Origin of the sequence: Sediminihabitans luteus (genome assembly GCF_002797595.1) — a bacterium.
Taxonomy (GTDB): domain Bacteria; phylum Actinomycetota; class Actinomycetes; order Actinomycetales; family Cellulomonadaceae; genus Paraoerskovia; species Paraoerskovia lutea.
This window is the reverse complement of the sequence record NZ_PGFE01000005.1, coordinates 28,374-49,585: the sequence shown is the minus strand read 5'-3', so window position 1 is coordinate 49,585 and position 21,212 is coordinate 28,374. Positions and strand designations below refer to the sequence as shown.

Annotated in this window: 12 protein-coding genes, 1 tRNA gene and 2 pseudogenes; 9 read left to right on the top strand and 6 right to left on the bottom strand. The window is 70.8% G+C overall.

Going from position 1 to position 21,212, the window contains the following annotated elements; all coding sequences use genetic code 11:
• Positions 1-77: 77 nt before the first annotated feature.
• Together CLV28_RS13105 and CLV28_RS13100 are read right to left on the bottom strand one after the other, a co-directional pair.
• Positions 78-2,804: a pectate lyase family protein gene (locus CLV28_RS13105; RefSeq protein WP_100423792.1), complete on the bottom strand. Its 2,727-nt coding sequence runs from the start codon at positions 2,802-2,804 to the stop codon at positions 78-80.
• A gap of 439 nt (positions 2,805-3,243) precedes the next feature.
• The gene (locus CLV28_RS13100) at positions 3,244-4,062 is read right to left on the bottom strand and encodes a hypothetical protein (protein ID WP_157802646.1); all 819 of its coding nucleotides are present in this window, start codon (positions 4,060-4,062) and stop codon (positions 3,244-3,246) included.
• Positions 4,063-4,561: 499 nt separating this feature from the next.
• On the opposite strand from CLV28_RS13100, the gene CLV28_RS13095 reads away from it, so the two are divergent.
• A complete protein-coding gene (locus CLV28_RS13095; protein ID WP_203968135.1) occupies positions 4,562-5,551 on the top strand; it encodes a DUF1254 domain-containing protein in 990 nt (329 codons plus the stop codon).
• Positions 5,518-5,910: a DUF1214 domain-containing protein gene (locus CLV28_RS16120; RefSeq protein ID WP_239073181.1), complete on the top strand. Its 393-nt coding sequence runs from the start codon at positions 5,518-5,520 to the stop codon at positions 5,908-5,910. Before CLV28_RS13095 ends, CLV28_RS16120 begins: the two co-directional genes overlap by 34 nt.
• Before the next feature lie 60 nt (positions 5,911-5,970).
• Here the strand turns inward: CLV28_RS16120 and CLV28_RS16350 are convergent.
• The 4 genes and pseudogenes from CLV28_RS16350 to CLV28_RS13075 all read right to left on the bottom strand — a co-directional run bounded on the left by CLV28_RS16350 (position 5,971) and on the right by CLV28_RS13075 (position 10,706).
• A pseudogene (locus CLV28_RS16350) lies at positions 5,971-6,733 on the bottom strand (alkyl sulfatase dimerization domain-containing protein).
• 341 nt (positions 6,734-7,074) lie between these two features.
• A pseudogene (locus CLV28_RS16345) lies at positions 7,075-7,656 on the bottom strand (MBL fold metallo-hydrolase); the annotation flags it as partial.
• 921 nt (positions 7,657-8,577) lie between these two features.
• Positions 8,578-9,636, bottom strand: coding sequence for a DUF2599 domain-containing protein (locus tag CLV28_RS16110; protein ID WP_239073168.1), 1,059 nt, complete (start codon positions 9,634-9,636; stop codon positions 8,578-8,580).
• A gap of 987 nt (positions 9,637-10,623) precedes the next feature.
• A tRNA-Leu gene (locus tag CLV28_RS13075) sits at positions 10,624-10,706 on the bottom strand.
• A gap of 316 nt (positions 10,707-11,022) precedes the next feature.
• Between CLV28_RS13075 and CLV28_RS13070 the strand changes: the two genes are divergently transcribed.
• Genes CLV28_RS13070 through pknB form a run of 7 tightly spaced genes read left to right on the top strand, consistent with a single transcriptional unit; the run spans position 11,023 to position 21,149 of the window.
• On the top strand, positions 11,023-11,736 hold the full coding sequence (locus tag CLV28_RS13070; RefSeq protein WP_100423789.1) for an FHA domain-containing protein: 714 nt from the start codon (positions 11,023-11,025) through the stop codon (positions 11,734-11,736).
• A 10-nt stretch (positions 11,737-11,746) separates the two neighbouring features.
• Positions 11,747-12,295: an FHA domain-containing protein FhaB/FipA gene (locus CLV28_RS13065; RefSeq protein ID WP_100423788.1), complete on the top strand. Its 549-nt coding sequence runs from the start codon at positions 11,747-11,749 to the stop codon at positions 12,293-12,295.
• 7 nt (positions 12,296-12,302) lie between these two features.
• Entirely contained in the window at positions 12,303-13,583 is a 1,281-nt protein-coding gene (locus CLV28_RS13060) for a protein phosphatase 2C domain-containing protein (protein WP_100423787.1), read from the top strand.
• Positions 13,583-15,586 carry an FtsW/RodA/SpoVE family cell cycle protein gene (locus tag CLV28_RS13055; RefSeq protein WP_203968132.1) on the top strand — a complete coding sequence of 668 codons (2,004 nt, stop codon included), beginning with the start codon at positions 13,583-13,585 and terminating at the stop codon, positions 15,584-15,586. Before CLV28_RS13060 ends, CLV28_RS13055 begins: the two co-directional genes overlap by 1 nt.
• Positions 15,583-17,046, top strand: a complete 1,464-nt coding sequence (locus CLV28_RS13050) for a peptidoglycan D,D-transpeptidase FtsI family protein (RefSeq protein WP_100423786.1) — start codon at positions 15,583-15,585, stop codon at positions 17,044-17,046. The genes CLV28_RS13055 and CLV28_RS13050 overlap by 4 nt, the downstream gene beginning before the upstream one ends.
• Positions 17,043-19,043, top strand: coding sequence for a serine/threonine-protein kinase (locus tag CLV28_RS16105; protein WP_239073167.1), 2,001 nt, complete (start codon positions 17,043-17,045; stop codon positions 19,041-19,043). Before CLV28_RS13050 ends, CLV28_RS16105 begins: the two co-directional genes overlap by 4 nt.
• Positions 19,044-21,149 carry a Stk1 family PASTA domain-containing Ser/Thr kinase gene (gene pknB / locus CLV28_RS13040; RefSeq protein ID WP_100423785.1) on the top strand — a complete coding sequence of 702 codons (2,106 nt, stop codon included), beginning with the start codon at positions 19,044-19,046 and terminating at the stop codon, positions 21,147-21,149. It begins immediately after the preceding gene.
• Positions 21,150-21,212 lie beyond the last annotated feature (63 nt).

Here is a 21,212-nt window from a genome sequence, read left to right as displayed (position 1 = left end):
CGGTCGCACGCACGAGCCCCCGGTCGGGAGTTCCCGGCCGGGGGCTCGTGCGCTGCGGCGACGTCACACGTGCGGCGTCAGCCGCCGTAGGTCTCGAGCTCGGCGATGCGCGGCGTGCCCGACGCGCTCGTGATCTCGAGGTTGATCTTGCTGGTCGACGTCGCGGGGAACGTCGCCGTGCCCGCGCCGCTGCCGGTCTTCAGCACCGCGCCCGTGTCGTTGTCGACCAGGCGCCACGACCCGAGCGAGCCGCCGCCCGAGGCCACGCGGATGACGACCGACGAGACGCGCGTCGCGGTGCCCCACTTGATCGAGATCGTTCCCGTGGAGCCGTTGGGCGACCAGTACGTCGCGAGGTCGCCGTCACGCACGGCCCCGTAGCTCGTGCCGCTCGCCTTGCTCGAGCCGTCCGACCCCGCGCCGAGGCTCAGGTTCGTGCCCGACGGCTGGGGGTCGACGGGCGGGTCGGTCGGGTCGACCGGCGGGTCCGTCGGGTCGACGGGCGGGTCGGTCGGGTCCGTCGGGTCGACGGGCTCGCCGCCGAACGAGACGTTCAGCGCGCCGTTCGAGCCGAACGACCACGCGAGGGCGCCGTCGTACGCGGCGCAGGCTGCGGCGTCCGACCCCGAGAAGAACTGGTTACCACCCGCGTCGGTGCCGACGGTCTTGTCGTTCGAGCCGCCGTCGCACGAGAGGTTCCCGCTGAACACGTGGGTGCCCTGGTCGAACGCGAAGTTGCGCTCGAGGTTGCCGATGCCCACGTTGCCCGCGACCGTGATCGAGCCCGGGTTGCTGTTGTACGTGAACCCGTGGTGGCCGTTGTCGTACGCGATCGAGTTGCGGATCACGTGGTCGACCTTGATCCCGGACCCGCCCAGCTTGAAGCCGTTGCGGTCGCCGCTGCCGGCCTGCGAGCCGTCCGTGAGCGTGCCGTTCTCGTACGCGAGCGAGTTCTCGATGGTCACGACGCCGATGGGGCCGGTCTCGGTCTTGGCGTACAGGTCCCAGCCGTCGTCGATGTTGTTGTGCGACACGTCGTCGCGGAACACGTTGCCCTCACCGACGGTGAGCTTGGCCGCAAAGCCGTCCGCGTCCTCGCCGTCCGAGTCGGCGTTGTCGTGCGACTCGCTGCTCACGACGAGGTTGCGTGCCGGCCAGTCGGCCTTCGGCGCGCCGGCGACGAGGCGGGCGATCTGCAGGCCCGTGTCGTGGTTGAACCGCGTGACGACCCGCTCGACGACGTTGTCGCTGCCACCGACCAGGATCCCGTTGTCGCCCGAGTGCTGGACGACGATCCCGCGGACGTGCCAGAAGTCACCGCCCATGGCCAGGCCGCGGTTCGCCGGGTCCTCGGCCTGCGCCGAGAAGTCCAGCACCGGCTTCTCGCCGGGGTAGGCGGCGAGCAGCGTGCGGTCGCCGGCCTTGCCGTCGTTACCCGGCTCGATGGTGATCGTGTCGGTCAGCGCGTACGTGCCGCCGCGCAGGTAGATCTCCCCGCCCGGGGCGACACGGGCGATCGCCGCGGCGATCGTGGTCGGTGCCGCGAGGGTGCCGGCAGCGCTCGCGCTGCCGTTCGGGGCGGCGTAGATCGCGCCGGTCGCGGGCGGAGCCGTGGGCGTGGCCGTCGGGGTCGCGGTGGGCGACGCCGTGGGGGTCGCGGTGGGCGACGCCGTCGGGGTGGGCGTCGGCGTCGTCGGGCTGCACGAGCCGTCCGAGACCTTCATGCCCTTGCCCGCACCGGCGGTCGCGGTGACGATCGCCGGGACGCAGCTGGCCGCGTCGAGCTTGTACGCGTACGGGATGCTGATCGACGTCGTCGACGTGGGGTTCGGACCGGCCGGGTTGAACTCGTCCTCGGAGGGCGACCAGGTCACGTTGTCGAACACGTTGCCCGAGACCTGCCAGAAGCCCGGCAGGTCGGTGTAGAACGTGCCGAGCACGTCCTTCGAGTCCTTGAAGTAGTTGTTCTCGACCTTCGCCTTGCCGCCGGCCCGGGGGTTGATGCCCGACTCGTTGAGGCTCACGTAGTAGTTGTCGTAGATGTGGGCCGTCGCGCCGCGCAGCAGCGGCGTGCGCGAGTCGATGTTCTCGTAGCGGTTGTGGTGGAACGTCACCGGACCGTTCTGCAGGTCGCTGTCGCTCGACCCGACGAGGCCACCGCGGCCCGAGTTGCGCAGCACGCTGTAGGACAATGTCACGTACTTGGTGCCGGCCTTCATGTCGAACAGGGCGTCGTAGCCCGCCGACTCCCCGCCCGACGCCTCGAGCGTCACGTGGTCGACCCAGACGTTGCTGACGTCGGACTCCATGCCGATCGCGTCGCCGCCGTTCGACGTCGGGGAGCCCGACTTCTTGACGTTCTTGACGGTCACGTTCTGGATGATGATGTTCTGCGAGTCCCGGATGTGGATCCCGAGCTGGTCGAACGTCGCGCCGGAGCCGACGCCGACGATCGTGACGTTGCTGATCTGCTTGAGCTCGATCACGCCGGCCGCGGTGTTGCAGCTGTCGCCGGACACCTTCGCGGTGTTGCCGTGGTTGATCGTTCCCTCGACCTCGATCGTGATCGGGGTGTCGCTGCTGGCGCGGTTGCACAGCGCCGCGTGGATCTGCGTGCCCGTGGTGGCGCGGACGGTCTGCCCGCCCGCACCTCCCGTGGTGCCGCCGTTCTGGGTCGCGAACCCGGTCGCGGTGCCCGTGACCGCCGCCTGCGCGGTCGTGGTCAGTGCTGTCACGCCGAGCACGGCCGCCAGGGACATCGCGGTGCTCGCTGCGAGCAGTCGTCGTGCGACTGGTCGTCTCATCGTGTGCCTCACTTCGTCGTTGAAGAGGAACCTTTCGGTTCCGGGCAGTGCGGTGGTACGTACCGTCCGTCGGTCGGCTCTGAGCACGGCCGACGTCGGCCGCTCCGCGTCGGTGCGGGCGGTCGTCCAGCTCTCGCGCCGGCCCCTCGCGTCGGGACCATTCCTCCCGTGGGGCGTCGCACCTCCTCGGACGACGTCGCTCGGGTTCGCCTGCCGAGCCCACCCCGGCGCTGGGGAGGAACTCGACGAAACAGTCCATACGTGGCGAGTAACCGGTTTCTCGATCGTAGGACAGCGCTTACCGGGTGACAACCCCAGGAGACTATGGACTTTTCAGGCGCACCTCGTGATAATCCCGGGTGCCTCATGGCCTGACCGCGCCGGTGTCGCTGACCACGACCCAACGCCGACCGCTGGCCGCCAAGCTCAAGCGGTCCTGCTACTGGTTCGGTCCCTGCCCGGTACCGGCCGGCACGACGAAGACCTCGGGCACCAGGTCTGCTGCCCCGTCGACGTCGAGGTCCACCCAGTAGGAAGCGGTCGTGCCGGGCGCGAACGTGTCGAGGACCGGCCCGTCCGGTTCGGCGAGCACGAATCCCCCGGCCGCGTCGACGATCTCCCCGTCGGCGTCGCGCAGCACCGCGGCCACCCCGAAGTGCTCCTGATCCGTGGCGAAGTGTGAGACGACCGAGCCGGAGATGCCGGTGCGGCCGTCGGCGCGGGTCATGATCTCCGCGTCCAGCACCTCGTAGTAGCCGACGGATCCAGGCTCCACCACCGTCGCGACCTCGGGCGTGTCGACCATCAGGTACGTCGCGCCGCGGCCGTAGATGTCGCTGAACCCTCCCATGATCGCGGTACGCGCTCCTGGGGCGACGGTGACGTAGGTGGTCGACGCGTCGAGCTGTTGGTTGTCCACGCCCATGACCGAGATGTCGAAGCCTGACGAGAAGTAGGCGAGCTCGTCCGAGGGGTTCTCGACCACGACGGCATAGGCCAGGTCGCCCATCTCGCCCGGCCAGGCAGCCGACTCGACGATCTCGAGCTCCTCCCCCTGCCCGGGCTCCCGCTTCTCGGGCGAGGAGCCCCCGTCCGGCGCCGCCGACACCGGCGTGCCTCCGCCGGCCGTCGCCGTGCCCGTCGCCGTAGCGGGACCGTCGGCCCGCACGTCCGCGGCCCCGGCGCTGCACCCGGCCGCACCCAGCGCGATGCCGGCGAGCACCACCGCTCTCACGACGAGCTGCACTGACCTGGTCATACGACGTCCTCCACGTGGGTTCGGCTGTCCGGCGAGCCGAACCCTAGGGCAACCACGCACACGGCCGCGCGCGCGCTCGTCAGGCGACACTGACGAGCTGCAGCCGGTCCGAGCCTTGCCCCGGGACGCGAAACACACTCCCGCCCGGAGCGAGGACTGCTCGCGGTCGATGGCGCCAATCGTCGTGACACGCTCAACCAGCGTGAAGGGCAGCCGTCACTCGGGTGGGTCAACAGCTCGCGCATTCCCGCGCCCCGTACGTCGTCCCGCTGGGATCCACCTGATCGAAGGTCCGCGATCAGGCCCGTCCGGATCCTTCACGACGACTCCTTGAAGTGCGCCTCGACTCGAGGGCGCGCGGTGTCCGCACGTGTCCGCCAGGCCCGCCCCGGACACGTGAGCACGACCGGCCCGCGCACCGGCCACGCCCCGCCGCGCCGGGCCTTCGTCCCGCGCCTATCGTGACGAGCACACGACGGCGACGACGAAGCGTCGGACGATGGCGAGCGCGAACGACGAGCGGCACACGAGGACCGTCCGGCGCCGCGGGGTCGACGCCGCGGCGTGGGGCATCCCTGCCGTGAACTACGCGCTGATGCGGGACGCCGCCGAGCGCCTCGGGTGCGGGCCGAACCAGGTCGTGTACTGGTCGCGGCTGCTGGACTGGCGCAACCAGACGCTGACCCCGAACCCGGACGCGATCTACTTCATGCCGTTCTACGACGTGAGCCAGGGACCCGTCGTGCTGGAGATCCCGGCCGCCACGGACGACGGTGCGGCCATCATCGGGTCGGTGATGGACGGGTGGCAGGTCCCGTTGGAGGACGTCGGCAAGGCCGGCGTCGACCAGGGCGCCGGAGGTCGCTACCTGATCCTTCCCCCGGCCTTCGAAGGCGACGTGCCCCCGGGCTACGTCCCGCTCCGGTCAGAGGTCGACGTCGGCTACGCGTTGCTGCGCTCCAGCATCGCGAGCGGCGAGGCTTCCGACGTCGAGGCCGCCGTCGCCTACGGCAAGCAGCTGGCGGTCTACCCGCTGTCGGAGGCCGGCGCGCCCGCCGACACGGTGTTCGTCGACGCGGCGGACGCGGACTTCGACGCGACGATCGCCTACGACGTCAGCTTCTTCGAGGTCCTCGCCGACTTCGTCCAGCACCAGCCGTGGCTCGAACGTGACCGGGTCATGATCGACGTGCTCCGTTCGCTCGGCATCGCCAAGGGCACCACGTTCGCGCCGGACGACGAGACGCGCGCCGCGCTGTCCGACGCTGCGGGCGAGGCCCGGGAGTGGCTCGACGGACAGTACGTGTCGTTCTTCGCGACGCCCTTCATCCCCGGCACCGGGTGGGCGCTCCCCGCCTCGCCGGAGCTCGTCAAGGCGGCGAGCACGGGGTTCGACGCCCCGGACTCGTACCCGTCGACGCCCGCGGGGGCGCGTACTACTGGGCCTTCTCGGGCATCAAGCACACGGGCGCCGGCCAGTTCTACCTGATTAGCATCCGCGACGCGGACGGCAGACCGCTGGAGGGCAGCCGCCACTACCGTCTGACCGTCCCGGCCGACCCGCCGGTCGAGCTCTACTGGTCGGCCACCGCGTACGACCGGGAGACGCACGCCCTCGTGCGCGAGGTCCCGTACGCGAGCCGCGCGTCGACCACCCCGGGACTCCGCACGAACGACGACGGGTCGGTCGACCTCCACGTCGGTCCCACGCCGCCCGAGGGCGGTGCGTCGAACTGGCTCCCCAGCCACCCCGACCGCCGCCTGGAGATCCTCGTCCGCTTCTACGGGCCCACGAGCGCGCTCTTCGACAAGTCCTGGACCCTTCCCGACGTCGTGGCCCTCGACTGACGGCGCGACGCCCTCGGAGGACCGGGTGTCGCCCGGCCCCCGAGGGCGTCCCGCCGGCCGCTACGGGGTGACGATCGGGAAGTTCGGGTCGAACTCGTCGAGCACCGCCGCGTAGGCGTCGAGCACCGAGGTGTCTCCGTCGAGCGTCACCTTCCCTGCCGTCGCGAGCCGTGTCGCCGCCGCGGGCTGCAAGACCACGGCGGCGGCAAGCGCTTTGGGCACGGACCGTGAGCGGAGCGGTGGTCGACGCCCCGGAGCGGGCGTTGAGCACGCCGGTCGCGACTCGGACCGACCAGATCTCCTCCCGGTCGGTGAACTCCACGTCGAACCGCACGTCGACATCGGCGGCCTTCTCGCCGATCACGTGCACGGCGGCGTAGTCGAGCAGGATGTCGATCGGCATCCCCGCGATCGTGTCGGGGCTGCCGCTCGCGAACCGCGCGGAGATCACTCCCTCGCGCAGCTCGCGCGCCGACGTGAGGTAGATGCCGCGCCACTGCGGACCCTCCGCCTGGTATCCGAGCTGCTCGTAGGCGTCGGCCAGGAGGTTCTTGGCCTCACGGTCGTCCGGATCGGCGAAGACGAGGTGGTGGAGGATCTGCGTCGCCCAGCGGTAGTCGCCCTCGTCGAACGCGCGGCGCCCCTCGGTGAGGATCGCGTCGCGCCCGAAGGCTGCGACGTAACGCGCCGCGGTGTCGACCGGGGTGTGGGGGTGCAGCGACACCGGGTCGCCGTCCCACATGCCCAGCTCCCTGGTGAACACCGCCCGCACGTTGTGGTGCAGCGTGCCGTGGTAGCCCCGGTTGAACCACTGCCGGCGCAGCGCCTCGGGCAGCTCGACGACCGCTGCGGCCTCGAGGGGCGTGTATCCCTTGTTCGCGAGCCGCAGGGCCTGGTCGTGGATGTACTTGTAGGTGTCGCGCTGGGACTCCAGGAAGGCGACGACCTTCGCGTTGCCCCAGACCGGCCATGTGTGGGGCCGAAGTGCACCTCGACCTCGTCACCCCAGCGCACGATCGTCTCGTCGAGGTACCGCGCGAAGTTCCGGGCGTCGCGCGTGCGTGCGCCGCGGAGCGTCTGGATGTTGTGCAGCGATTGATTCGCGTTCTCGGCGCACGTGAGCGCCTTGAGCTCGGGGATCCAGATGTGCATCTCCTCGGGCGCCTCGGTGTCGGGCGCGTAGAGGAACTCGAACGTCAGCCCGGCGATCGAGCGCACCTGTCCGGTCTCGGTGATCGGGTCCGCCGGTGAGATGTAGGAGACCGTGATCCCGTGCCCACCGATGGATGCGATGCCGCAGGTGATCATCTGCTGCGCGTCGTTGACCAGGAGGTTCCCGAACGCGTAGGCAGCGCGCCGGCTCATCGCGTTGCCCGCGACGACGTTCTCCCCGATCGCGAACTTGTCGAACGACGCGATCGTCCCGGGCGCGATGATCGGGACCTTCCCCGAGGCGACGTCGGCCTCGTCGACGACTCCCTTGACCCCGCCGTAGTGGTCGATGTGCGTGTGGGTGTAGATCACCGCGACGACGGGCCTGTCCGCGACGTGCTCACGGAACAGCGCCAGGCCTTGCTGCGCGACCTCGACGCCCGTCGTGCAGTCGATGACGACCAGTCCGTCGTCTCCCTCGACGATCGTGCGGTTCCCGATGTCGTTGTTCCGGACCTGGTACAGGCGGTCGACGACCTTGTACAGCCCGGGCTCGTGGATGACCTGCGACTGGCGCCACAGGCTCGGGTTCACCGTGTCGGGGCTGCGCGCGGCGTCGTCGTCCAGGAACGCGAGCGTCGACTCGTCGTACGCGACGCTCCCGTCGTCGAGCAGGACCTTGCCCGCGGGGATGTCCGCGATCTTTCCTCGACGGGCGGTGTCGAAGTCCTCGACGTCGTCGAGCGCGTAGAGCACGCGTGCGTGCTCGCTCGTGGCGGCGGTGGTGGGGGTGGCGTCCTTCGGCGCGTACGGCACGTCTTCTCCCTCGGTGGGCGGGGACTGCGGGGCGCGCCGGACGCGCTTCCCTCGCTGACGGTCCCCCTCGACCGCGGGTACTGCAACCGGTGCCACGACGCGAGGGCCGGCCTGCCCCGCGGACTCGGAGTTCCTCTGCCCTTGCCGACGAGAGGGGCCCCGACCGGGTTCCCGGTCGGGGCCTCTCTCACTTGCTGACAGCCTCGGAACGAAGCCCTCTCACTGTGGGCGGTTTCGGCAAGTCCCGGACCCCGTACGCCGAGGTGAGGGCAGCCAGGCGGATGCACCGGCTAGGCATACCCTGCCAGGAGGTTGGTGCCATTCCGGTTGACAAGAGGGAGGACCTCACCTACCCCCGCCGCCCGAACTGTCACTAAACCTCCTGACGGGTACATCCAGAAGGGCACCTCGGTCCGCCAGGGTCCATCACCTACCTGTCAGACCCTGGTTCACCGTTGTGTTCGTGGCCCTGGGACGCGGTGCGCTCGATCCTGTTCGACCGGGCGTATCCAATTGCCCCAACAATTGTGACGAGAACGGACACGACCGCGAGGGTCAAGTCGAGGACCGAGCTACCGACGCGCTCCTGCGCGTCTGACGCGTACCCCTCGATTATCGCAGCAGCTGCCGCTGCGACCATTAGGCAACCGCCGAGGATCATGAGCAGCTTCCACGGTCGGCGTGCTCTCGACGTCTTCGTCACGGGTTGCACTTGGCCAGAACGGTCTTGGCGTACCCAACGTTCGGACGCCAGGAATCGATGTTCCACGGGGTCTTGAAGGGTGCGAAGTCCCAGTGGCACCTGATTTGGTCGTAGTATTTCTGCCCCTCATAGTGGGAGTTGACGTACAGCTTGTACTCCGCATAGTACTCGTCTGGACTCACCGTAACATTCCAGGCGTTAACCGGATAGACGCCGAATGTGAAGCCATTTGACTTCTCTGTAATAGTGAATTTTTTGATGTACTTTCCCACCACTGCAGGGTCAGCAACGACGGGATACGCGGTCCCCGCTCCGTGCTCCACAACCTGGACTAGAGAATTCCCTTCGATCTCATAGTGGGTATTGACGTCGTTTCCGTCCGCATCGAGAGCCCAGGCAGGTTCGATCATTGCTAGGGGAGTCGCGTCGGCTTGCAGGATGGCAAAGTATCCATCGCCGGCGTCGACGAGCTCGCCGCCCTTCGGGAGGTTGATCGGATAGGTGTACCGTGTCGGAGCGTCGAGTCCGGAGATCACGGTTGTGATCTGCACGGTTCCATCCGGATTGAGGATGGGTACGGTCGTTGACCCGTCGTTGTTGTCATAGGTCACAATGTCGAGATCACCGTACTCCGCATCGTCAGCGAGATCGCTGTTCGGGAGACCGATGACGAAACTCTCGAATCCGGCCTGCTCCACGGTGATCCCGTCGGCCGGGTCGTCGGGAACATCCACCTTGATTTCGCTGTCCGGATCGGTCGGGTCGATCAGCGCGTTCTCGACCATAGACCGCTCGAATTCACCCGGCTCCATACCGCTCGGAATCTCCATACCGCTCGGATCAGAGACGACTACGCCGTCGTTCGTGGCGACCGCATCGAGGGACTCCGGAGCGATGTCCCCGATCGCATCGATTGCAATGGCGGCGCTGCCTTGCCCGCTAGCGATGGCTGGTGGGGCTGTGCCCAGTCCAAGACCAATTGCTGCGGCGCCTACGATGGCGCCGAACTTTCTCTTTAGAATGACTGCTGCCCTCCAGCCTCGAGTGCCCGCCAAGCGAGCACGACCTAGCCCCGATGCATCGTTGCGAATTGCTCACGGGATTTCGCTGACATTAGCGGCAGACGGGCACGAAAGCAACACTGTCTCGTGCGGACCTGTTGGAGGCTCTCTCAAGGCCACCCGTGCACCGGTTCAGCCCTCACCCAGCGTCGGGCGGCCTTAGGTTTTGCCTACTTGCTCGACGAGACGCTGCCGAGTGCCTCGACGGCCTTCGAGAGTGCAGACTTCGAGGGCTTACCCGACGACTTCGATGACTTCGTCATCTCGCCACCTCCTTCCTCGGGAGGCGGTCCTGCACGAGCATTCGACACGCCGTGGGCGACGTCACCGACGCGGCCCTCCGCCCGAGCAGCGCGCCTCGGACAAGAGGACGACCTGAACGACGGAGAGGACGATCTCGGCCGAATCGCCGCGCCCACGGGCAACGCCAGGTGCCCGCAACCACGCACCTTCGCGGCTGAACGACCGCGCGAAACCGCGCCACGCGCCGTCTGGCATCCCCGGCGATGCCGCCAGACACGAACCGACCCCACGGAATGGCGAAACCCCCGACCGGATCGACCGGCCGGGGGTTTCGGGAACGGGGAGCCCCACTTCAGGGACTCAACTCGTTCGCCGGCTACAACATGCGCCACCTGCACCAGTGGTACCTCGAGCGTGAGCTGCCCGACCCATGGCAGATCACGCTCGACGAGAAGCCTGACCTGGACGACCCCGACTGGATCTACCGCACTCGCGGCCCCTGACCGATCACGTCGCTCGACCACGTCACTACCCAGCGGGCCCCGACGCTTCGGCGCGCCCCAACCCGCCCCATCACCCGCGAAACCGGGTAGCAGAGCCCCTCCGAGCGACCTCAGGACGCTCGATCCGCCGACCAAGGCGCCATCGGACCCCCTGAAACGACGAATCTCCCGCCCGGATGACTCCGGACGGGAGATTCGTCAATACATCGGCTGCCTATCGACAACAGCCCCACTGTGCGCGAGGGGGGACTTGAACCCCCACGCCCTTTCGGACACTGGCACCTGAAGCCAGCGCGTCTGCCATTCCGCCACTCGCGCGCGCCGTAGAAAGATATCACGGTGCGGGCGTGGTCCCCGCATCGCCTCGGCCGGCCCCGGACAGCCCTGGACGCGACCCCGCCCACCCGCCGTCCGACATCTCGCCAGGGATCACGAGCGGGTCACGGCCCGATCACGGAACTGTGGATATCCGACACCCGTTCCGGATACTCCCAGGACTTCCACATCTCGGGCCGCATCCCAGGGGGCTGGCGTCCCTGCCGGTCGTTACCATCGGGGGGATCGCCTGCGCGCTGCGCGGGCGCGAGGCCGTGCCCGAGGGCACGGCGCGAGCACTGCAACGGAGGGAGGTGGCATGGGAGTCCTGGACCGCTTCGAGAAGGGCGTCGAGCGCGTCGTGAACAACACGTTCGCGCGCGTGGGCCGCAGCGAGGTCAAGCCCGTCGAGCTGGCGAGCGCCCTGCGCCGCGAGGTCGACGACCGCGCCGCCGTCGTCGGCCGCGACCGCACCGTCGCCCCGAACGAGTTCACGATCGAGCTGTCGGGCGACGACTTCACCCAGATCGAGGGGTGGGGCGCCGAGACGCTCGCGGACGAGCTCGCCACGAACGTCACCGAGTACGCCGCGAGCCAGCACTACGCGTTCGTCGGCCCGGTGAGCGTGAGCTTCGAGGAGAACCTCGACCTGCACCCGGGTCGCTTCGAGCTGCGCTCGGCGAGCGTGCGCGGCGCCACGGCGCCGGCCACGGCCTCGCCCAACGCGCGCCACCCGCTGGTCGACATCGACGGCCAGCGCTACCTGCTCACGGGCCCGGTCACGGTCATCGGCCGTGGTGCGGAGGCCGACATCGTGGTCGACGACGCGGGTGTCTCGCGCCGTCACCTCGAGATCCGCGTCACGCCCGACGGCGTGGTCGCGACGGATCTCGGCTCGACCAACGGCCTGTACGTCGAGGGGCACCAGGTTCCAGCCGCTACGCTCCTGGACGGCAACACCTTGACCATCGGTCGTACACGCATCATGTTCTGGACGGGCGCACCCGAGCGCCACGGAGACGAGGAGTGGTGATCCCGCCGGTATGAGCGAGCTCACGTTCACCCTGCTGCGGCTGGGCTACCTCGTGCTGCTGTGGGTGTTCGTGCTCTCCGTCGTGGGCGTGCTCCGGCGCGACCTGTTCGGGTCCCGCTCGACCAAGGACGCCCGCAAGCGTCCGGTCCCGGCGACGTCCCCTGCCGGACGACGCAGCGCGGGCCAGGCCCCGCGCGCGGCCGCCGCTCCCCCGCAGCGTGTCGCCGCCGCCCCGGCGGCCCCGCCTGCGACCCCCGCCCGCAGCGCCGGCCCCACGCGACTCGTCGTGACGACGGGCGCGCTGCGCGGCACCACGATCCCCCTGACGTCGCAGGCCATCCTGATCGGCCGCGCCCCGGGGTGCACGCTCGTGCTCGAGGACGACTACTCCTCGTCGCGGCACGCCCGCGTCTTCCCGCAGGGCGGCCAGTGGTACGTCGAGGACCTCGGCTCCACGAACGGCACCTACATCCACGACAAGAGGATCTCCGGCGTCGTCCAGATCAGCCCGGGCACGCCCGTCCGGATCGGCCAGAGCACCGTTGAGCTCCAGGGGTAGCACCGAAGTGAACATCGCGTTGCGGTACGCCGCACGGTCCGACGTCGGGCTCGTGCGCTCCAACAACCAGGACTCGGGCTACGCCGGGGACAACCTCCTGGTCGTCGCCGACGGCATGGGCGGGCACGCCGGGGGTGACGTGGCCTCCGCCCTGACGATCGCGGCGCTCACGGGTCTCGACGAGCCCCGCCCCGCGGCCGAGGCCGCGCTCGGCGCGCTCGAGGAGGCGGTCGACGGCGCCCGGCAGGACCTCGTGCACCGCACCGAGGTGTCGCCCGAGCTCACGGGCATGGGCACGACCGTCACGGCGCTGCTGCTCGCGGGCCCGCAGCTCGTGCTCGCGCACCTGGGCGACTCGCGCGCGTACCTGCTGCGCGACGGCGTGCTCACGCAGGCCACGACCGACCACACGTTCGTCCAGCACCTCGTCGACACTGGCCGCATCTCGCCCGAGGAGGCCGAGACGCACCCGCAGCGCAACGTCGTGATGCGTGTGCTCGGCGACTTCGACGTCGACCTCACGCCCGACATGTCGCTGCACGACGCCCGCCCGGGCGACCGCTGGCTCCTGTGCTCCGACGGCCTCTCCGGGTTCGTGAGCCCCGACGAGCTCACGGCCACGCTCGAGGGCGTCGCGGACGTCGACGCGTGCGCCGACCGCCTCGTGCAGCTCGCCCTGCGCGCGGGCAGCACCGACAACATCACGGCCGTCGTGACGGAGGTCGTCGACCTCGACGCGCTCGACGACGCCGCGGCCGCGGCTCCGGCGTCCGCCCCCCAGGTGGTGGGCTCGGCCGCGTCGGCCGAGCTGCTGCCCCCCGCGCCCGAGCACCCCGAGGACGTCGACCTCCCCGAGCTGCCCGAGGACGACGCCGACGTGCGCGACGACCCCCGGCGCCCGTGGGTGCCGGTCATCGGCTCGACGCTGCTGCTCGTGGGCCTCGGCATCGCGGGCTGGGCCGGGTACGCGTGGACGCAGACGCAGTACTTCGTGGGCATCGCCGACGGCGAGGTCGCGGTCTACCAGGGCGTCCCGACCGACCTCGGCCCGATCTCGCTCTCGTCGCCCGTCGAGACCACGGGCACCCTGGTCGCGTCGCTGCCCGAGCTCTACCAGAACCGCCTCGAGGAGACGATCCCGGCGTCGAGCCGTGAGGATGCCGTCTCGCGCGCGAGCGAGATCTCGGACGAGGCCGTCCTGACGCCGTCGACCGCGGAACCCACCGACGAGCCCACGGACGCGCCCACGACAGCGGCACCCACCGCCGAGCCCACCGCGAGCCCGTGATGGTGTCGATCGAGCCGACCGCGAGGACGCCGCGCCGCGGCGCCGAGCTCGTCATGCTCCTGCTGGCGTTCGCGCTCGGGATCGGCGCGTACGCGACCGTCAGCATGCGCGTCGACGGGTCGCTGCCGGGCGACTTCTACCTGCAGAGCGCGGGCATCATCGTGCTCGGCCTCGGCATGCACCTCGTGCTGCGCTGGCGCGCGCCCTACGCCGACCAGGTGATCCTGCCGATCGCGGTCGCGCTCAACGGCATCGGCCTCGCGGCGATCTACCGCTACGACGCGACCAAGATCGCCGCGGGCGGCGAGTCCGACCTCGCGGCCGGCCAGCTCGCGCTGAGCGGCGTGGCCGTGATCCTCGCGGTCGTGCTCGTCGTCTGGCTGCGCGACCACCGCGCGCTGCGCGGGCTCACGTACACCGCGATGGTCGTCGGCCTCGTGCTCGTGATGCTGCCGCTGACCCCGATCGGCACCGAGGTCTACGGCGCGCGCATCTGGATCAACGTCGCGGGCTTCTCGTTCCAGCCCGCCGAGATCGCGAAGATCGCGTTCGCGATCTTCTTCGCCGGGTACCTCGTGACGAACCGCGACACGCTCGCGCTCGCCGGCCCCAAGGTGCTGGGCCTGCAGCTGCCGCGCCTGCGCGACCTCGGGCCGATCATGCTCGTGTGGGTCGCGTCGCTCGCGATCCTGGTGTTCGAGAACGACTTCGGCACGTCCCTGCTCTTCTTCGGCCTGTTCGTCGTGGTCCTGTACATCGCGACCGAACGCGTGAGCTGGATCGTGATCGGCCTCGGCCTGCTCGCCGCCGGGGCGACGTTCGCGATCCTGACCGTGAGCCACATCCAGCAGCGCATGGAGGGCTGGCTCCACACGTTCGACCAGACCGTCTACGACAAGGACCCGGGCGGCTCGTTCCAGCTCGCGCAGGGCTGGTTCTCGCTCGCCAACGGCGGCCTGTTCGGCACCGGCTGGGGCGCGGGCTACCCGCAGCTCGTGCCGTTCTCGTACTCCGACTTCATCTACACCGCGCTCGGCGAGCAGCTCGGCCTCACGGGCCTGCTCGCGATCCTCGCGCTCTACCTCGTGCTCGTCGAGCGCGGCCTGCGCACCGCGATCGGCGTGCGCGACGGGTTCGGCAAGCTCCTCGCGGGCGGTCTCGCGTTCGCCATCGCGATCCAGGTGTTCGTCGTCGTCGGCGGCATCACCCGCCTCATCCCCCTGACCGGCCTGACGCTGCCGTTCCTCGCGCAGGGCGGGTCGTCCGTGCTGGCCAACTGGATCATCGTGGCCCTCCTCCTGCGGGTGTCGGACGCCGCCCGCCGGCCTTCCGCCCTGCCGGTGCGCGGGCAGGTCGCGGCCGGGGGCATCGTGCACCACGTCGAGACCGTCGACGCCGTGGGCGAGCCCGACGTGGGCAAGGCGTCGCCGATCGTCGTCGGCCCCGGCGGTCGCCGCGCGCAGGCCGCCGAAGGCGCCGACGAGCAGGGCACCGAGCTCGTGCCCGTGATCGGCGATAGCGAGAACAGCAGCGACGAGATCAGGGACGACGACGCGACCGGGGCCGTCGCCGTGGATCACGCGACGGCCGGTGGCCTTGCCGGGCACGACGGTGCCGACCCCGACAGTGCCGACCACAACAGTGCCGGGCACGACAGTGCTGACCACAACAGTGCCGACCACGACGGTGCCGAGCCCACCGAGAGCACGCTCGACGGCGCGCCCGACCCCGCCCCGGCCGCCGACGAGCCCGTGGCCTCGACGACGCCCGTCCCGTCGATCACGCCCGTGCCCCGGCCACCGAGCGCACCGACCCCGAGCGCGAGCGTCCCGAGCACGCCGACCCCGAGCACGCCGACCCCGAGCGTGAGGCCTGCCACCGACGCGAGCCCGGCTCCGGCGTCCGACACAGCGAACCCCGACGGCGGCGACGACACGGGCACCAGCAGCACCGACGACCACCCCCGGCCCCCGGCCGGACCCCCCGGAAGGAGCGACGCGTGAACGTCCCGATCCGCCGCGTCGCGGTCCTCGTGCTCGCGATGTTCCTCGCGCTCATGGTCGCGACGACGTACATCCAGTTCGTCCGCGCCGACGACCTCAACGCCGACCCGCGCAACAAGCGCTCGGTCTACGACGAGTTCGGGGTCGACCGCGGCCCGATCGTCGTCGACGGCTCGCCCATCGCGAGCTCGAGCCCCGTCGACGACCCCTACGGGTTCCAGCGCGAGTACGCGAACGGGCCGCTCTGGGCGCCCGTCACGGGCTTCTTCTCGATCCCGAACGGCTCGACGGGCCTCGAGCGCACCGAGAACGAGTACCTCAACGGGACCGCGGACGACCTGTGGCAGTCGCGCCTCACGGCGCTGTTCACGGGCGAGCAGCCGCAGGGCTCGTCGGTCGAGCTCACGCTCGACGCGGACGTGCAGCAGGCCGCGTGGGACGCGCTGGGCGACCAGCGCGGGGCGGTCGTCGCGATCGAGCCGAAGACCGGCAAGATCCTCGCGCTCGTGAGCAAGCCGTCGTTCGACCCGAACCCGCTCGCGTCGCACGACCTCGGGGCGGCGGGCCAGGCGTACCAGGACGCGGTCAGCGCCGACGACAAGCGCATGTTCAACCGCGCGATCGCGGGCGACACCTACCCGCCCGGCTCGACGTTCAAGCTCGTGACGTCCGCAGCGGCCCTCGAGTCGGGCGACTACGAGCCCGACACCGAGGTCCCCGCTCCCGACCAGTACCAGTACGCGAACTCGACCGACACGCTCAAGAACTTCGGCAACGAGCGCTGCTCGCCCACGGGCGAGATGTCGCTCGCGGACGCCCTGCGGATCTCGTGCAACACCGCGTTCGCGCAGCTCGGCGTCGACCTCGGCGACGACACGATGCGCGAGCAGGCCGAGAAGTTCGGGTTCGACCAGGACCTCTCGATCCCGCTCACGGTCACGCCGAGCCAGTTCCCGCCCGCGGCGGACGACTTCGACTCGAACGACCTCGCGCGCGCGTCGATCGGGCAGGGCGAGGTCAAGGCGACGCCGCTGCAGATGGCGATGGTCTCCGCGGCCATCGCGAACGACGGCGTGCAGATGGCCCCCTACCTCGTGCAGACCGTGCGCACGCCCGACCTCAAGGTCGTCTCGGAGGCCAAGCCCGAGGAGCTGCGCCGGTCCGTGTCGGCCGAGACCGCCGACGAGCTCACGCAGATGATGATCGGCGTGGTCCAGGACGGCTCGGGCACGTCGGCGCAGATCCAGGGCGTCGAGGTCGCGGGCAAGACGGGCACGGCCGAGAACGTGCCCGGGCAGGCGCCGCACGCCTGGTTCACGTCGTTCGCGCCGGCCGACGACCCGCAGGTCGCGGTCGCCGTGATCGTCGAGCACGGCGGCTCGGCCGGCAGCGAGGCCACGGGCGGCGCGGTCGCCGCGCCCATCGCCAAGGCCGTCATGCAGGCGGTGCTCGGCAGGTGACACCGGCCAAGGGCCTCGTACTGGGGGGCCGGTACACGCTCGTGCGCCGCATCGCGATCGGCGGCATGGGTGAGGTGTGGGTCGCGAACGACGGTGCGCTGCACCGCGAGGTCGCGATCAAGGTGCTGCGTGCCGAGTACGCGGGCAATGAGGACTTCCTCGCGCGCCTGCGCACCGAGGCCCGCAACAGCGCCGCGTTGTCGCACCCGAACATCGCGCAGATGTACGACTACGGCGAGCAGCAGGGCTCGGGGTTCCTCGTCATGGAGCTCGTCGTGGGCGAACCCATGGCCGACCTCCTCGAGCGCGAACCGATCATCAAGCTCCCGCGCCTGCTGCCGATCCTCGCGCAGACCGCGCGCGGCCTGCACGCCGCGCACGTCGCGGGCGTCGTGCACCGTGACGTCAAGCCCGGGAACATCCTGCTCGACCGGTCGGGCGAGGTGAAGATCACCGACTTCGGGGTCTCGCTCGCCGCGAACCAGGTGCCGATGACCGCGACCGGCATGGTCATGGGCACCGCGCAGTACCTGTCGCCCGAGCAGGCGATCGGGCAGGCGGCGACGGGAGCGTCCGACCTCTACGCGCTCGGGATCGTCGCGTACGAGTCGGTCGTGGGCCGCCGCCCCTTCACGGGCGCGACGCCCGTCGACATCGCGGTCGCGCACGTCAACGAGAAGGTCCCGCCGCTGCCGTCGACGGTCGACCCCGAGCTCGCGACCGTGATCATGAAGATGCTCGCGAAGGACCCGAAGCGCCGCCCGCGTACCGGTGCCGCGCTCGCGCAGCAGCTCGACGAGATCGCCGTGCGTCTCGCGCGCGACCCCTGGGGCGTGCCTGCGCGCACCACGAAGTCCCGCCGCGACGAGCGTCCCGCCGCACCCCAGGACGGTCCGTCCGCGGACGCCGCCCGACCCGGCGCGGTCCGTCCCGCGACCCCGCGCCCGGCCGAGCTCCGCGAGGACGACGCGTCGCGCGCGGCAGCGCGGTCCGGGTCGGCGCCGGGATCACCGCAGTCCGGTTCACCGCAGTCCGGGTCGTCCCGGTCGGCCGCGTCCCGGTCAGGCACGTCCTCGACGCGCCCGGGCGCCGAGCCCGGCCCCGTTCCCCCGCCGCCCGCCCCGCCGTGGCAGCGCCCCACCGAGACCTCGGCCGGCGCACGTCCCGGCGCGTCGCCCGCGGCAGCCGCCGCGTCGTCCGCGGTGCCCGGGGCGGACGACGCCCCCGCCGACCGTCCGCGATCGTTCCCCCCGCGCTCGGCGGGCAGGGCGGGCGCCGACCGGCAGCACGGCGACACCTCCGGCACGCACGATGTTCCGGGCACGCACGATGTTCCTGGCAAGCACGGTGTTCCTGGCAAGCACGGGGTCGCCGGCACGCACGGAACCCTTGGGAACGACGCCCCCGGGACGCGCGGCGCGACGCGGGCGGGCCACCGCGCGACGTCCGACGCCGACCGGGGCCACCGAGCGACGTCCGACGGGACGCGGTCGGGCACGCCGTCGACACGGGCCGCGGCACGCGCCGCAGGCTCGAGCGGACCGATCTCGGACTCCGCCCCGGCCGTGCGCTCGCCGCACGGCATGCTCCGGCCCGGCAGCCGGTCGAGCGACGAGGTCGCTGGTGGGCGCGCGACGTCCGACCCGCGACGCGCGGGGCACCCGACGAGCGACGCCGCCGGCGCGCCCGCCCGCACGCGCGCCGCCCAGCGCGCGGCGCAGGAGCGCACCCGGACGTCGACCACGACCGGACTGCGCGTCGGCGGGTCGCCGCGCGGGATCTCGTGGCCGCTCGTGGCGCTGCTCGGCCTCCTGGTCGTCGTGCTCGTGATCGCCCTGGCGGGCTGCTCGCCCGTGGGCGACACGTCCGCGATGTCCGGGATCGTGACCAGATCGTTGCCCGGGGTCGACGGGATCGCGCCCGTCGATGGGATGATGCTGCCTATCGCGGAGCGTACGGACGCCCTCGCGGAACTGACGACACCGAAGGACGTGTGAGTGGTGGACAACGCACCTCGGGTACTTGCTGCCCGCTACGAGGTCGGTGAGCTCATCGGCCGCGGCGGGATGGCTGAGGTTCACATCGGCCGGGACACCCGGCTCGGTCGCACCGTCGCGATCAAGATCCTGCGCTCCGACCTCGCTCGTGACCCGTCGTTCCTCGCCCGGTTCCGGCGCGAGGCGCAGTCCGCCGCAGCGCTGAACCACCCCGCGATCGTCGCGGTCTACGACACGGGCGAGGACGTCCACACCGACGCGCAGGGCGCCTCGGTGCACGTGCCGTTCATCGTCATGGAGTACGTCGAGGGCCACACCGTGCGCGACATCGTGCGCGACGGCCACTCCGTTCCCATCGAGGAGGCCGTCGAGATCACCGCGGGCGTGCTCGCCGCGCTCGAGTACTCGCACCACGCGGGGATCGTGCACCGCGACATCAAGCCCGCCAACGTGATGATCACGCCGACCGGCGCGGTCAAGGTCATGGACTTCGGCATCGCGCGCGCGATGGCCGACTCGGCCGCCACGATGACGCAGACCCACGCGGTGATCGGCACCGCGCAGTACCTGTCGCCCGAGCAGGCGCGCGGCGAGACCGTCGACGCCCGCAGCGACCTCTACTCGACCGGCTGCCTGCTGTTCGAGATGCTCACGGGCCGTCCGCCGTTCCAGGGCGACTCCCCCGTCGCGGTCGCCTACCAGCACGTGCGCGAGACGCCGCTCAAGCCGTCGGACATCGCGCCCGACGTGCCCGAGGTGCTCGACCGCATCACGCTCAAGTCGCTCGCCAAGGAGCGCTCGGACCGTTACAGCAGCGCGGGCGAGTTCCGTGCCGACCTCGAGTCCGCCGCGCGCGGCGGGGCGATCTCCGCTGGGCCGATCGCGATGGTCGCGGCGGCCGCGAGCGCGGCCGGCCTCGCCGGTGCCGCCGCCGCGACGCAGTACATGCCGCCCGCGGGCGACGCGACGCAGGTCATGCAGCCAGCGACGCCGCCGAGCCCCTGGGGCACCGCCACGCAGAGTGCCGTCGGCGCGACCGGCACGCAGCCCGTCGCGGTCGAGGAGGAGCCCGAGGAGGAGAAGAGCCGCAAGGGCCTCATGTGGACGCTGATCGCGATCGGCGTCGTCGCGATCGCGGCGATCGTCACGATCATCCTCATGATGGGACAGGACGACAGTCCCGAGCTCTTCCCCGTCCCGACGATCGCCGCGGACGCGACGCCGGAGAGCGCCAAGAAGCAGATCGAGGACGCCGACTTCGTGTTCGAGCAGGTCGACAAGGCCTCCGACGAGCCCGAGGGCACGTTCCTCGAGCAGGACCCGGCCGGCGGGACCGAGCTCGCGCACGGCAAGACGGTCACCGCGTACTTCTCGACCGGCCCCGACTCGACCACCGTCCCCGACGTCAGCGGCCTCTCCCAGAACGACGCGCGGGCCAAGCTCGAGGATGCCGGCCTCAAGGTCGGGTCCGTCGACACCGAGAACCACAAGAGCATCGGCAAGGACGACGTCATCCGCACCGACCCGCCCGCCGGGGACGCGGTCAAGGCCGGCGAGACCATCAACCTCGTCACCTCGACCGGCAAGGTCACACTGCCCGACGTCACGGGCATGTCGAAGGACGAGGCCGACGCCGCGCTCGCCGACATCGGCCTGCGGGCGACGTTCACCGAGACCGAGACCGCGCAGTACGCCGCAGGCACGGTGTTCGAGCAGTCCCCGAGCCCGGGCGAGGTCGAGCAGGAGATCACGGTCGACCTCAAGGTCGCCAAGGAGCCTGCGGCCGAGACCACGCAGGTGCCGAACGTCGCCGGGATGACCGTCGAGCAGGCGACCGAGGCCCTCGCCCAGGAGAGCCTCAACGCCGGGTCGAGCTCGACCGAGCAGTCGACCCAGTACGCGGCCGGCATCGTGATCCGCACCGACCCCGCGGCAGGGTCCAGCGTGCAGATCGGACCGGACACCAAGATCAACTTCGTCGTCTCGTCCGGTCCGGGCCCGCAGACCTCCGACCCGGCTCAGCCCACCGAGGACCCGGGCAACAGCGGGGGCGACGGTGGGGGTAACGGCGACGGAGGCGGCGACGACGGAGGCGGTCAGGGCTGAGCGTCCCGACCTGATGGTCGACCGGCCCGACCGAGGGGCCAAGCCGTCAGGCTGACCGGCTGA